Source organism: Nitrospirae bacterium YQR-1, assembly GCA_039908095.1.
GTDB lineage: Bacteria > Nitrospirota > Thermodesulfovibrionia > Thermodesulfovibrionales > Magnetobacteriaceae > Magnetomonas.
In genome coordinates this window covers 86,468-100,187 of record JAMOBJ010000001.1, presented here as the reverse complement: position 1 = coordinate 100,187, position 13,720 = coordinate 86,468, and the positions used below count along the sequence as shown (strand labels likewise).

13 protein-coding genes, 2 tRNA genes and 2 pseudogenes are annotated in these 13,720 nt (G+C 43.5%); 13 read left to right on the top strand and 4 right to left on the bottom strand.

Translation table 11 applies throughout. From position 1 onward, the window contains the following. Positions 1 to 26: 26 nt before the first annotated feature. The 7 genes from H7844_00495 (at position 27) to H7844_00465 (ending at position 8,534) form a co-directional block, all read left to right on the top strand. Positions 27 to 1,400: a radical SAM protein gene (locus H7844_00495; GenBank protein MEO5355761.1), complete on the top strand. Its 1,374-nt coding sequence runs from the start codon at positions 27 to 29 to the stop codon at positions 1,398 to 1,400. Positions 1,401 to 1,452: 52 nt separating this feature from the next. After that, entirely contained in the window at positions 1,453 to 2,277 is an 825-nt protein-coding gene (locus tag H7844_00490; protein ID MEO5355760.1) for a hypothetical protein, read from the top strand. Positions 2,278 to 2,365: 88 nt separating this feature from the next. Next, positions 2,366 to 2,998 carry a cyclase family protein gene (locus H7844_00485; GenBank protein MEO5355759.1) on the top strand — a complete coding sequence of 211 codons (633 nt, stop codon included), beginning with the start codon at positions 2,366 to 2,368 and terminating at the stop codon, positions 2,996 to 2,998. A 204-nt stretch (positions 2,999 to 3,202) separates the two neighbouring features. Then, entirely contained in the window at positions 3,203 to 4,339 is a 1,137-nt protein-coding gene (locus H7844_00480; protein MEO5355758.1) for an exonuclease SbcCD subunit D, read from the top strand. After that, on the top strand, positions 4,336 to 7,344 hold the full coding sequence (locus H7844_00475; GenBank protein ID MEO5355757.1) for an AAA family ATPase: 3,009 nt from the start codon (positions 4,336 to 4,338) through the stop codon (positions 7,342 to 7,344). Before H7844_00480 ends, H7844_00475 begins: the two co-directional genes overlap by 4 nt. A 313-nt stretch (positions 7,345 to 7,657) precedes the next feature. Continuing rightward, positions 7,658 to 8,170: a Uma2 family endonuclease gene (locus H7844_00470; GenBank protein MEO5355756.1), complete on the top strand. Its 513-nt coding sequence runs from the start codon at positions 7,658 to 7,660 to the stop codon at positions 8,168 to 8,170. Next, the gene (locus H7844_00465; protein MEO5355755.1) at positions 8,130 to 8,534 is read left to right on the top strand and encodes a hypothetical protein; all 405 of its coding nucleotides are present in this window, start codon (positions 8,130 to 8,132) and stop codon (positions 8,532 to 8,534) included. The genes H7844_00470 and H7844_00465 overlap by 41 nt, the downstream gene beginning before the upstream one ends. Positions 8,535 to 8,661: 127 nt before the next feature. Here H7844_00465 and H7844_00460 read toward each other — a convergent pair whose 3' ends face one another. After that, positions 8,662 to 8,814 (bottom strand): hypothetical protein, encoded by a 153-nt coding sequence (locus H7844_00460; protein ID MEO5355754.1) that lies wholly within the window; start codon positions 8,812 to 8,814, stop codon positions 8,662 to 8,664. Positions 8,815 to 8,867: 53 nt separating this feature from the next. Next, positions 8,868 to 9,535: pseudogene (locus H7844_00455) on the bottom strand (recombinase family protein). 254 nt (positions 9,536 to 9,789) lie between these two features. On the opposite strand from H7844_00455, the gene H7844_00450 reads away from it, so the two are divergent. The 4 genes from H7844_00450 (at position 9,790) to H7844_00435 (ending at position 12,002) form a co-directional block, all read left to right on the top strand. Further along, on the top strand, positions 9,790 to 10,035 hold the full coding sequence (locus H7844_00450) for a DUF1640 domain-containing protein (GenBank protein ID MEO5355753.1): 246 nt from the start codon (positions 9,790 to 9,792) through the stop codon (positions 10,033 to 10,035). 412 nt (positions 10,036 to 10,447) lie between these two features. Continuing rightward, positions 10,448 to 10,987: a hypothetical protein gene (locus H7844_00445; protein MEO5355752.1), complete on the top strand. Its 540-nt coding sequence runs from the start codon at positions 10,448 to 10,450 to the stop codon at positions 10,985 to 10,987. A 3-nt stretch (positions 10,988 to 10,990) separates the two neighbouring features. After that, positions 10,991 to 11,305: a hypothetical protein gene (locus tag H7844_00440; GenBank protein MEO5355751.1), complete on the top strand. Its 315-nt coding sequence runs from the start codon at positions 10,991 to 10,993 to the stop codon at positions 11,303 to 11,305. Positions 11,306 to 11,909: 604 nt separating this feature from the next. Further along, complete coding sequence (locus tag H7844_00435; protein MEO5355750.1) at positions 11,910 to 12,002, top strand: hypothetical protein; 93 nt, start codon at positions 11,910 to 11,912, stop codon at positions 12,000 to 12,002. Between the two features lie 187 nt (positions 12,003 to 12,189). Here H7844_00435 and H7844_00430 read toward each other — a convergent pair. Further along, positions 12,190 to 12,266, bottom strand: a tRNA-Asp gene (locus H7844_00430). 34 nt (positions 12,267 to 12,300) lie between these two features. Further along, a tRNA-Val gene (locus tag H7844_00425) sits at positions 12,301 to 12,376 on the bottom strand. 175 nt (positions 12,377 to 12,551) lie between these two features. Here H7844_00425 and H7844_00420 point away from each other — a divergent pair. Together H7844_00420 and H7844_00415 are read left to right on the top strand one after the other, a co-directional pair. Then, positions 12,552 to 13,505 (top strand): acetylserotonin O-methyltransferase, encoded by a 954-nt coding sequence (locus H7844_00420; protein ID MEO5355749.1) that lies wholly within the window; start codon positions 12,552 to 12,554, stop codon positions 13,503 to 13,505. Between the two features lie 62 nt (positions 13,506 to 13,567). Next, positions 13,568 to 13,673, top strand: a pseudogene (locus tag H7844_00415) (glycogen/starch synthase). The last annotated feature ends 47 nt before the right edge of the window (positions 13,674 to 13,720 follow it).

Genomic DNA, 13,720 nt, shown 5'->3' with positions numbered 1-13,720 from the left:
TAGCACGAGAAAGGAAATAGCGAATAATGAAAGTCCATGTTATGCAGCCCTTTAAGGAATTTGTAAAGTATCCGCCCAATATTCCTGATCTGGGGCTAGGCTATATAGTGTCGGCATTAAAAAAACACGGCCATGACGTCACAATCATGGACTGGAATATGAATCTGACAGTCTCCGGCTTTAAGAAATGGTTAGTTGATAACGCTCCGCAGTGTGTGGGGGTTAAGCTGTTTACCAAAGATGTGGGGGCAGCGAAGGAAACAGTTAAAATCGTGAGGGAAACACTGCCGGAGGCTTTTATTGTTATAGGGGGACCGCATCCGTCAAGCACAGAGCCCGGTGAGCTTATGAGTGATTTCAGCATCTGTGACTATGCAATAAAGGGTGAAGCTGAACAGAGTTTTCCCCTCCTGCTTAGTGCCATTAACGGCAAAAGCAGACATGTCGGATTAGAACATGCTGTTGCCTCTGCCATACCCGGCCTCACATGGCGCAGCAACACCGGTGTATGTGCTAATCCTATTTCCCTTCACACCGGACTGGACGACATTGATTTCCCTGACTGGGATATGATAAATCCCATGAACTACTTTGCCACCATACACGGCTCCGACAAGTCAGTGGGCGTGCCGGCTCCTGTCATAACCACACGGGGCTGCACCGGAAAGTGTTCCTTTTGTGACGTCCACAATATAAGCGGCAGAAAAATCCGCTTCAGATCCCCTGAAAATGTCTTTAAAGAGCTGTGCTTCCTGTATGACAACTATAACGTCAGAAGCTTTATGTTTCAGGACAACAGCTTTACATCAATTAAGAATAACCTTGTAAAGCTCTGTCAACTTATGGTTGATTCAGACATGAAGGTTGAGTGGGACTGTGTTAGTTACGAACGTCTTGACAATCTGACCCCTGAGGTACTCTCCCTTATGTATAAGTCCGGCTGCAGGATGATCCACCTGGGCATAGAGTCCGGCTCTGAACAGACCCGTAAGGTTATGAACAAGCACGGCTCACTTGAAATGATAAACGAAAAGATCAGGCTTATAGCTGAAAGCGGCATAGAGCCTTTTGCGTGGTTTATTCTGGGTTTTCCCGGTGAGTCAAGGGCTCAGATGCAACAGACCATAAAGTTTGCCTTTTCCGCTGGAACCCCTTTGGTTAAATTCAATCTGTGCTTTCCTTTGCCGGGTACCGATGTGTATTATTACATAAAGAATAAGTACAAATTTGACACAATAGACTGGGGTAACTTTGATATATACAAATCACCTTATCCTGTAAGTGAGCTAACCTCAAAGCAGTTAACCAGGCTGTATCAAATAGTAAGATGGCGGTCACTGGCAGGCCGGGGATTAAGGGAATTAAAAAATAAAATTTTTGGTAAAAAGAACATGGCATAAATCAGCAAAAATTACTCAATGAAAACTAATCACAACATGGAGGATATATACAATGAACACAAAACAGCCACAGATTGTAATGATAATGTTTTTGTGCATTGCTGCTGCTATGTCAATTGTGTTTGGCTGCACGCCGGAGCCTGCTGTGTCACCGCCTAAAGAGCCGCCGAAAGCAGCCGGCAGTCCTGTCAATATTGAGGAAATTGTAAAGCAGGTAAAAACCGCCCCCACAGATAAGTCAAATATTAGTCAACGGATGGAAGCTCTGAATCTTTGGGCAAAAAGCATGATGGTCAGCGGAGTAAATATTGACGGTGTGCTGCCTCCGGAGCGTGGAAGAAAACTTGAGGCACTCGCAAATGAAAACTCCTCAGAGGCTTATAAAATGCTTGATGCTATATATGCCGATGTTGAAAAGTTTATTAACCAGGGGGCTAAACCTCAAACACAATACCCTGTATCGGCGCAGAGCTACTCTGATTCATCAAGTACGACAAGCGCATTACCTTCCGCTGCACCGGCTCCTCAGTATGCAAATAATCCGCAACCGGCGCAGCCCGTCATGCCCCCTGCAGAAGGCATTACCGGGCTATTGGCACAGAGCAAGAAACAGAGCACCACACCGGCAAATCTTAACGACCGGGTAGTTATCCTGCAACGCTGGGCACAAGCCATGGTGGCAAAACGTGCTAATATAGATTCGGTGTTTCCACGTGAAAAATCTATACAACTGGACGAACTAAGCAGAAGGGACCCTGCGGAGGCCGCAAAATTTCTTGATTCCATACTGAAAGACCTTGACAAGTTTTTAGCAACACACCCGGAGCTTACCGGCCTGAGGCCACCACCCGGTGGCACACACTTTCCACCGGGCTGAAAATAAAAAAACTCAGTCCGGCTACACTTTTTGCCGTGAATTTCTTTGAACGAGGTGTTTGTAATATAAAAAAACAGGGAGCTGACTCATGGCTGATAACTCATGGATTGATGCAACATTGACGCTTAGTCCGGATATGGTGGTATGGAGAGGAGATCCACCTTTTAGCATTCGGAAAAAAATGAGTATGGATATAGACAATATGAATCTTTCAGAAGTTACCATGAGTGTTCATGCCGGGACACACATGGACAGTCCGCTTCATTTTATAAAAGACGGCCTCTCAATAGATGCGATGCCGGTTGAGGCAACAGTGGGCCCGGCAAGAGTTATTTGCATCAAGGACAGGGAATCCATTAAGCCTGAGGAGCTCAAAAAACATAACTTAAAAGAAGGACAGAGGATTCTCTTTAAAACGATTAACTCTACCGAGCATCTAAAGAAGCCGCAATTTTATGAAAACTACGTCTATCTGACTGAAGAGGGCGCCGATTACCTTCTCTGCAGCAAAGTAAGCGTTGTCGGAATTGATTATTACTCAATTGCACAGTGCGGTAAATCTGCACCTGTCCACAAGATGCTGCTTAGCGCAGGTATCTGGATAATCGAAAGCCTTGATTTATCTAAAACCACAGAAGGTAACTACGACCTCATATGTCTTCCACTTAAAATATCAGGCAGCGACGGCTCCCCTGTAAGAGCAATTATGAGAAAGTTGTAGGAAAGGGACTCAACAGGTGTGATGATTATAGTAAAATGAAAAAGTCTGTTCCCAGGGTGGGGAATAAACCCGGCTCTTGACAATTCACAGAACACTGGTATGATAAAATCCATCGGCATGGGACCTGTTTAGGCTCAGGCTTTGCTTAACAAAATGGGGTCAAGGGGGTCGGGGATTCTATGTACTTCCTTTACAGGAGAGGCAATGAGGTTTGTGCATACGTCTGACTGGCATCTGGGCAGGTTTTTCTTTGGGCTGCACCTGACAGACGATCAGGAGTATCTACTTAAGGAGCAATTACTGCCTGTAGTGAAAGACACAAAACCAGATGTGCTTTTGATCTCAGGTGATGTCTATGACCGCGGCATACCACCTGTTGAGGCTATTACACTCTTAGACGAGGTACTCTGCAAAATCATATCAGAGCTGAAAGTGCCGGTAATTATCATAGCAGGAAACCATGACAACGGACAGCGTATGGCTTTTGGCTCACGGTTTTTATCGGAGCAGAAATTATTTGTCTTTGGAACATTCAACCCTAATATTGACTCTGTAACTATATCGGATACTTACGGCCCCGTAAACATTTACGCACTGCCATACACCGAGCCTGTTACTGTAAGGGAGGCTCTTGATAATAACAACATTGTAAGCCACAACACCGCCATGTCCTCGGTAGTGGATATTATAAAAAAACACTCAGCTGCAAACAGGACAATTGTAATAGCACACGCCTTTACAACAGGAGGGCTAACCAGTGAGTCGGAACGCCCCCTGTGCTCATCAGCGGGCGGCCTTGATACCATTGATGCAGCCCTGTTTAACAGTTTTAACTACACAGCCCTGGGGCATCTCCATAGGGCTCAGACCGTTGGCAGTGATACTGTCAGATACAGCGGCTCTCTGATGAAATATTCCTTCTCTGAATCAAAGCATGTAAAATCGCTGGAAGTTGTGGATATGGACAGAGACGGCATCTGTAAGACAGAGCGTATTACGCTTACGCCAAAAAGAGATATCAGACAAATCACAGGCTTTATTGATAACCTGCTTAAGGATGGAAACCGCTCGGATGACTATCTTGAGGTCACACTGCTTGATGAGGGAGCGCTGTTAAATCCTATGGATAAACTAAGACAGATATACCCTAACGTGCTTAAAATCGAGCGTCCGATGCTTGTCAGGGCCGATATAAAATTCTCTTCAAATAACCGTGACCACACTAAATCCGAGCTCTTTAGCAGTTTCTTTAAAGAGGTGGAAGGCAGAGAGCTGAGCACTGAGCAGCAAAGGGTATTTAACGAAATTTTGGAGACGGTAACGAGGGCGGAAAACCTTTGAAACTGCTGAAATTAACAATAGAGGGTTTCGGCCCGTATGTGAACAAGCAGGAGATAGATTTTACAGTATTGGGACAGAGGACACTGTTTCTGATTCACGGCAACACGGGCTCGGGGAAGTCAACCATACTGGATGCTATATGCTTTGCCCTCTACGGTGAGACCTCCGGCAATGAAAGAACCGGCACCCAGATGAGAAGTAATTTTGCCGGCAGTAGTACCCCTACCGAGGTAACGTTTGAATTTAGCGTGGGCGGCAACTGCTACCGCATAACCAGAAGTCCTGTCCATGAAGGCAAAAAAGCACCGGCGGCGGCGCTTTGGAATACCACAGAGACGGCCAATCACAAGTTGATAGCAAATAAAAAGACACAGGCCGACGAAAAAATCATAGAACTGCTCGGACTCAATGTTGAAACATTCCGGCAGGTGGTAGTGCTCCCTCAGGGCAGGTTCAGAGAGCTTCTTATGGCCCCTGTAAAAGAACGTCAGAGAATTCTTGAGGTTTTATTTAAGACCGGGGAGTTCAGAATAATAGAAGAAGCTCTGAAGGAGGCCTCAAAAGACTTAAAAACTAAGATTGAGCACGCTCTTATTAAAAAGAAGGAAATTCTTAACGAAAGTGATTCGTCCTCACTTGATGAGCTGGGTTTTAAACACTATGAGTACGGATTGTGTATATCTAAAAAGGAAGCAATAGTCTATGAATTAAAAGACAGGGCGGAGGGGGCAAGGAATTCCCTGGAAAGGGTCAGAAGAGACAATGAAAAACTTCAGGAACAGGCAAATGCTGAGGCAGCCCTAAGAAAACTTCAATCCCGCAGTGATGAGCTTGATTTAAAACAAGCTAAGCTGATAAGGGCCCGCAAGGCGCTTCCACTTTCCGAGGTGGAAAAATCCCTGAGTGCAGGCACTGAAGACTCAGAGCGGGCAGTTAAGGAACACGATGTGGCGGTAAGTGAACTTGAAACTGCCGGTATAATTAAGAAAACCGCTGCTGAGTCTCTGCAAGCGGAGCTGGCACGGGAAAGTGAAAGACTGAAGGCTCAGGAGACGCTTTCTCTGCTAACCGGTCTGAGTGTTAAGGTAAAAGAATTAGAGAGCACAAAGGCGGAAATCACTCTCTTTGAAAACACCCGCAAGCAACTCCTGGAAAAAATAGCAACCGCAGGGGTACGATATGAAAACCTTAAAAAAGAAATCACAGAGCGCCAAGATGAAATGTTAACTGTCTCAGTTGCGGCATCTCAGAAAGAACACTTAGAACGAGAGCTTAAAAGTCTTCAGCAGAAGCACGGCTGGAGCATACAGTCAGATGAATTAAAAAAAGAACTTATTGCAGCTCAGAGTAAATTAGCACAAACCCGTGAAGCCTTCCAATCTCTGCAATTACGCCTGAAACAGGAAAAGGAAAAACTGGATGAACTTAACGGACTCTGGAGCGAGGGTCAGGCGGCATTTCTTGCAAGCACTTTGGTTGCCGGAAATCCGTGTCCGGTTTGCGGCTCTACAGAGCATCCGTTGCCGGCTGCCGGGGCGGAAACTATCCCGACTGAGGTAAGATTAAAAACACAAAAGCAGGCGGTTGAAAAACTCCAACAGGAAAAAAGCATGATGCTAAAGGAACAGGCCGATATAGAGAGTGCTATAGCCGTGCTTAGCGCTAACATCGAATCCATCAGGGGTGCTCTTTTGGACTTTGCAGACAAAGACATCGCCGCCGCTGTTAAGGAAACTCAGGAGAGACTTCGTAGAGCCACAGAGGCACAAGCAGAACTGGAAGCCCTACGGAAAGCCACGGATAACTCAGAGGTTGAAAGGCTGCAAGAGGAACTTCAGAGAGATGATGAACTACTTAAAGCTGCCATAGAGAATGAATCAAAGGCAAGGTCTAAGGCGGAGGTCATTGAAAAGGACGTAAGTGAGGAGCTTCGCACGGAGACGGCGTTGCTAAAGGCCATAGAGTATGCTCAAGGCCTTGTATCAGAGCTTAAGAAACTCATGGAAAAAGCCCGTGCAGATGAGAGCGCCGCAACCGCTGATTTTGCAGCAAAGGCTGAATCACTAAAGATGAAGAATGAGAACCTGCAACTTAGTTTACAGAGGAAAGAGCAACTGCAGCGGCTGTTTCAGAGCAAACTAAAGGAAGCAGGATTTGAGGATGCAGTGGAGTTTCAAAACTCAAAAATGACTCTTCCTGATATTGAAAATCTGGAGACTGAAGTCAGTGAATTCTCTGCATCTGTTTCAGCTGCATCAGAGCGGTTGAAACGGGCTCAAGAGGCCGCCGCCGGACTGACGCCCTCAGAGCTTAAAACATTTGAGGAAGCGTATAACTTTGCAACAACAGAATATGATGAGCAACTGAAAACCTTGTTTGAGTTGAAAAACACACACAGCAATATCGGCAATTATATTCAACGGCTGCAAAAGATTGAAAAAGAAATCACGGCACTTGAAAAAACATACAGCACTCTGGGCTATATAGCTGATGTGGCAAACGGTAAGAACCCTTACAACTTAACATTTCAGAGGTTTGTGTTGGCATCGGTACTAGATGATTGCTTACTGGTGGCCTCTAAGAGACTACAGCTGATGAGCAGGGGACGGTACACTTTAGAGCGTAGTGTTTCAACCAAAAGCGGACGTACCGCCGGGGGGCTTGACCTTGAGGTGTATGATTCCTACACGGGAATAAGCCGGCAGGTGTCCACTCTTTCGGGGGGTGAGAGTTTTCTTGCCTCGTTATCGCTTGCCCTGGGACTCTCTGATGTTGTACAGTCGTATGCCGGAGGCATTCATCTTGAGACGATTTTTGTTGATGAGGGGTTTGGAAACTTAGACCCGGAATCGCTTGACCTTGCCCTCAAAGCACTTATTGATCTGCAGGAGGCCGGAAAACTCGTAGGCATAATATCCCATGTTCCAGATTTAAAAGAGCGAATAGATGCCCGCCTCGAGATTACTTTTAACGGCAAGGGAAGCACAGCACATTTTGTTGTTTAATGACTGCAACTTGGTAGAGTGGGTAAAAGAAAGAATAAACTCCTGTGGCCTTACAAAGGGTAGTCTTCGGTATGCAAAAATGTCAAAATTTGCTTTCGCAAAACTTGACTTCCCCTTTTACCTGTAGGCTACTGTGGTTCAGGCGACAGAGGATACTTCTTACTTTTCTGCTCACTCGATCCTGTAGCTTTTTTTGCTTAACCTCGACATTTCAAAGATGGATATGTATATGATCATTTTGATACTTGTTCGGACATATGGGTTTAAAATCGTATCATCGACAAACCCATCCCTCTATTGATATAATACATTTATGCAGACAATCGAAAGAGATTTAGACTTAACTGAAATAATCAATGGAGAGGAGGTTATGGGTCCAAGTCCGTTTAGGAAGCATCAAAATGTTAGCAGCAATTTAAATGGTATTATATGGAATCATGTAAAAACAAATAGATTAGGAAAGGTTTATTTTTCTCCACTTGATGTAATCTTCGAGGAAGGGTTAAATAGGCTCCAACCAGATATCTTATTTATTAGAAAGGAGAATGTGGATATTGAACAGGACTGGATAAGAGGCGTGCCGGATATGGTTTGCGAGATAGTATCACCAGGCACATTCAGGAAGGATACAGAAGTTAAGAAGGCAATTTATGAAAAATACAGGGTGCCTGAATATTGGATTGTTATACCCGAACTACAAACTGTCGAGATTTTTACCATAGAAAACAATAAGTATAAATTACATTCCATTGCGGAACTTGAAGGTACAGTTACATCTAAAGTGATTGAAGGACTTCAAGTTAATATCAAGGATATTTTCGAGTAATTTCTTCGATAAAAAAACCTTTCCTCACACTTTTTTTGACATCCGCAACCCCTTTTATGATCCGGACGATAGTGCCTGGCCACATAAAGAAATACGAGATATTTTTGAGGTTTTATTAAACCATTCTATTGAAGAGGGAATTCTTTCAGCACAAATTAGTAAAAGGGGTGTAGTCATTAGAGCTAAAAATGAAGGGGGAGTGCAAGAATTACAATTAACTAAAAAATGGGAAGAGTGGGCTGTAACAACAGGAAATACATGGCCGCGTACAACAACTTTACTTAAAAAAATAGCACAATATTGGAGACAAAGTGCAAAAGAGGAAGATATCCGCGCAGAGCAGTCAAGAATTCGATTAAGGTAAACATATTCCCGACTTTATCACATTGAGCGTAGTAGAGAGTAAGAAATGGCAAAAAATAAGGGGGTAGAGATTGGGCGGAAAATGTAGTGCCCTGTTTTTTTTCGCTTTTTCCTTTTATTTCATTATGTTAGCTCTTAAAAGCGTTGAAGTCGGGATAAACATCTGCTGTTGTCGGATTATCAGGGTTTATTACATGACAACCCATTATCGGCTTACGGCCTGTTCTCTTTTTGTCACTCACCGGATGGTGGTGTGTTACATTTTTATCCTTGTTATCCATTATGCCGCCTCCGTGAGTATTCTTTTTACTGTCATTGGATGCCACTTAGCGCCTCATGGCCTGTATCCCTTAGCGGAAAACTCACTACATATAGCCCTTAAACTGAACTCCTTAGCCTTCTGCTCCTTTATAAGCTCAATGGCCTTAGTTTCCTCTCCGTCCTCTATAAGTGTGTTACCGTCCTCTGCTAACGACCAGCCGTATGGTATCTGTCCGGCTCTCTCATGATTCCTCTTTTTCATCTGCAAGGCATCAGATGTCCTCTCACTGATAAGCCCTCTTTCCATTTCTGCAAGCCCTGTTATAATCGTTAAGAAAAACTTACCTGTGGCTGTTGTGGTGTCAATCTTTTCGTTTACACTGTGAAAGGCTACTCCGGTGCTCTTAAAGCTCTCTATGAGCTGTAGAGTGTCCAGTACCGAACAGCTTAGCCTGTCCAGCTTATAAACCACTATGGCTGTATCTGCTTACTTTTAACCAGCAACAGAAGCTCCTGAAGGCCGTCACGTTTGGTGTTCTTAGCGCTCTTGCCGGCATCCTCAAAGATATTAACAAGCGTTAGCCCGTTAAGCTCACAATAAGCCCTGATTTTAGCCTTCTGAGTGTCAAGGCTTATTCCTTCTGTGGCTTGCTCTACTGTGGATACTCGCACATATCCGACAGCTTGTGGTGAGTTTACTGATGTTTGGTGAGGTCTGGTTTGTACTTTCCGTGTTGTCATGTTACACCTCTGTAATATAGACATTTAGGCATAAAATATGCCGAGTGTTGTCTCTGCTTACAGGGCAGCCACCGCCTCACGGTTAGGTGGACACTCGGCTTTACTAATAAATATGCCTCTTAAAACTAAAAAACCACTGATAAGGTCAGCGGGCAACCCTGTAATATAGACGCTTCGAGAATACCACAGTAATGATGAGGATGTCAAGAGGGGTTGACAGAAAATCTATAGCATGATACAATGAATGTATGAGCGTGATAACAATACCAGAGGTCTTAAGAAAGAAGCTCGGCGATGACGGCGCAGAAGCCCTTGTTAAAGTTATTAATGAGTCAGAGACAAATGCCCGCAAGGACTTATCTACTAAAGAAGACATAGCCAAACTCGAAGTTAAAATAGAAACATCCAAGTCTGACATCATCAAGTGGGTAGCCGCAATGCTCGTAGCACAAGCCAGCTTAATGGCTGTTATGTTCCGGTTGTTAGGCCTGCTTAAGTAATCCACCAAGGGTGTCCAGTTTTACCGCCCCCCTTTCATCATCTTCTAATAGGGGTGTTGAGTTTCATCATCCCTTTTCCATTCATCCTTAGTGGGCATTCAAGGGTGGGTATTTTATACCGACCCCTTTCCTCTTATTTTTCCTGTTTCAAACAGGATTAATCCACTCCACAAATATTACACCCCCACTAAAACTCACTGTAACGACCAACAGAGAGCTACTTTGATTTCACAAAGAATCCTCTGTCTTTTGGGTAACAGACAAACCATAAGGCTTATACTCCTGCTCAGAGGGTATTAGTTATATGGATTACAAATACACTAATATATATCAATAATTGATACATTTATACACTTAAAGATATAATACAGTACGGAAATATTACATGTATGTTAGGGGAGGTATATCAAAATTGGATAACACATTGATAAATAACGAAACTGACTTAAAAATGCCTTTAAAATCTTGCAGAAGTAATGAAGCTAACTTGTTACTTGCAAAAGCAGTCTATTTGTCTTCAGACGGCAATTTATCAAAAGCGGTAAAAACTTTAAAAGACAGGTTTCACTTAAAGATTTCAATCCCTGCGTTTTCAGAGTGGGTAAAAAAGCACGGATGGGATAGAAATCTTAAAAGCCATCAGTTCGCTAAGTTTGTAGGTACTGAGGACTTGTTCTGCGAGCTCTACCATGTAAAAAATGAGGCATTAGAGGTATTCAGGAATAAGAAGTCAGCACATGCGGCAACGGCTGTTACAGGCATTTATAATTCATTGATAGATGCCTACTCCAAAACTAAAAAGGCTAAGGTGGAGTCCTTTGAAGGCGTAATGAAAATCTTTGCAGAGTGGTTAATGGCCAAGAAACCGGACGTTGCACCTGCTTTTGAAAGTGTCTTTGAAGAGTTTTTTCTTTACATGACAGAAACATATAGCATTAATAGGCAACGTTAGACTGTGAACCCAAACGCTAATAGGAAACGTGGTAAGGCTACAGAACGTGCTATTGCTTCCCGCATGTCTGGTAAACGGGTAGGGATTTTAGGTGCTGAGGATATATCTCATCTGGTGTTCTCTGTAGAGGTTAAAGCCCGTCAAAAGTTTGTAGCTTCAGAGTGGATGTCTCAGGCCGTCAGGAATGCACCGGATGGTAAGACACCTTTAGTGGTCGTACACCTGAAAGGGCAGCGCCACGATAATGACCTTGGGGTTATACTTATGCGTGATTTTGAGGATTATAACGGACGGCTGCTCAGTGGGCCGCAGCTATAAAATGCGACTTACTGCCACATTGCCACATAGTGCCACTTCTGTTTTTATATGTTGCATGGTATAGACCGGCTTATTTCCTTGCTCTATGCCACATTGCCACTTATTTTGCTGTTTTACAATATTTAATATATTTTCACATCTATGTAGTTAACCAACGCAATTTTGCGTTGGCTACAAATTGAAACCGACTGATTATGTCCCCTTAACTTTTGTCGCTTTTGTCGGTGGTTTTTGCAGTATAGATATTTCTATCTCAGGTGCTCACTTTAAGGAATCGGTAAGGACGTTCGTTTTTTCTGTATTTCAACGTCCTGCTCGTAGAACGGCTTAAATCAAGCCTTCAGGACGAACAGGACAAACAGGACATTAAAACGGGTATATATAGGAATTATTTTATTTCAATAAACGCTACCGGTAGAGTCAATAATTAATAAGTGATTCAAATAATAGATAACTCATTGAATTAAAAGGAAATCATATCCACAACACGGGGAAAATTTGATACAATAGCCACATGAACGGGATAAACCTCAGCAATCGGCAGTTCTTAATACCTTCAGAAGTGGCAAAGGTCTTTAGAGTGTCAAAATCCACTATTTACCGGATGTTGAGGTCCGGTGAGCTACCTGAAACACTCGTGCGTAAAGTTAAGAGGATACCCGTTAAAGCAGTATTGGAAATCTTAGACGGAAAGTGAAGCGTATTTCCATTCTTAGTAAGACATAGCTCTATCAAAAACACCTCACCAGAAACACCACAACTGCCTTGGAGCGGTTATTTTCATTTACATATTACATGTAGTGATGAGGCTTAAAAAGTATATCTGGGGACAGTTATTATGTAAAACAGTGGAAGCTAAGTTACTGATTATAAAGGATTTTATATGGCGGGGTGGACGGGGCTCGAACCCGCGACCTCCGGCGTGACAGGCCGGCGTTCTAACCAGCTGAACTACCACCCCCGCTTTGTACTCAACTCACTTCAAAAGATAATTATGGTAGGCGGAACAGGGCTCGAACCTGTGACCCCAGCCTTGTAAGGGCTGTGCTCTACCAACTGAGCTATCCGCCCGCTTTAATGTGCTCAAGAACGATGTTCATTATCACACAAACGATTTTTTTTGTCAAGATTTTTTTCTTAATTACATAACTATTATCAAACATTGTTTTTATAATTTTTTTATATAATACATATAACTTTAATATTATCTTGCTTAATTTATACACGTTAAGGGGAGGAAGTCATAATGGATATGGCAGATATACTTAAGCTTAAAAATCTCATGGGGGGATACAGAAAAAGCAGAATCCTCTTTACCGCCAACAATCTGAAAATTTTCGATTACCTTAAAAAACCAAAATCTGCAAAAGCACTGGCTGCTAAACTTGACACCAATCTCAGAGCCACCACCATTTTACTTGATGCCTTAACCGCCCTTGAGCTACTTAGAAAAGACGGCCACCGTTATGTAAACATGCCGATAGCTACTCAGTACCTTCTAAGCGCAACTCCCCACTATCAGGGGGATATCATAAGCCACAGCGACACACTGTGGAAAAACTGGAGCGGCCTTGATGAGATTGTCAAAACCGGTAGCCCAAATCGTACAGCTCACAACCACAGCAGCTTTATACGGGCTATGCACAACTTATCCATAATGAAAGTCAAAGAGGTTATTGACTCTGTTGATTTATCCGGTGTAAAGAGCGCTATTGATATCGGAGGCGGGCCTGCCACTTATACCATCGAATTAGCAAAGCGCGGGATTGAAACCACCCTTTTTGACAGGCCCGATACCATCGCCATTGCCAAAGAGTACATAAAGAAGTCACGGCTTAAGAACATTAAATTTATGGAGGGGGATTTCACCACCGGCCCTATCGGCGGTGGTTACGACCTGGCCCTTATCAGTCAGGTCTTCCACTCCTATACTGTTAAGCAGTGTACAGAGCTTATAAGAAAAGTTAGAAAAGCACTAAACAAAAAAGGTAAAATAGTAATACAGGAGTTTTTAATAGAGGATGACATGGTATCTCCACTTGAGGGCGCTCTGTTTTCTGTAAATATGCTTGTCAATTCGGAAGGAGGCAGGTGCTACTCAATGAGTGAGATGGAATCATGGCTAAAAAGGTCAGGTTTTACTGTAACTACAACTAACCATATTAACGAGGCCGTCATACTGTGTGCCCAACTGTTATAATTACGGCTGAGAGATAAAGAAAGGTGCTAAGAAAACTAAAGATTTTCACGGCAGCCTCAGAGATGTTCCCGTTTGCCCAGGGAGGGTGGCCTTGCCGATGTGGTTGACTCACTGACTGTGGAGCTTGCAAAAGCAGGACATGACGTCAGAGCCGTTGTACCTAAATACGCCGGTATGAACAACTTTACTATGACACGGTTAGAAAACACCTTGGT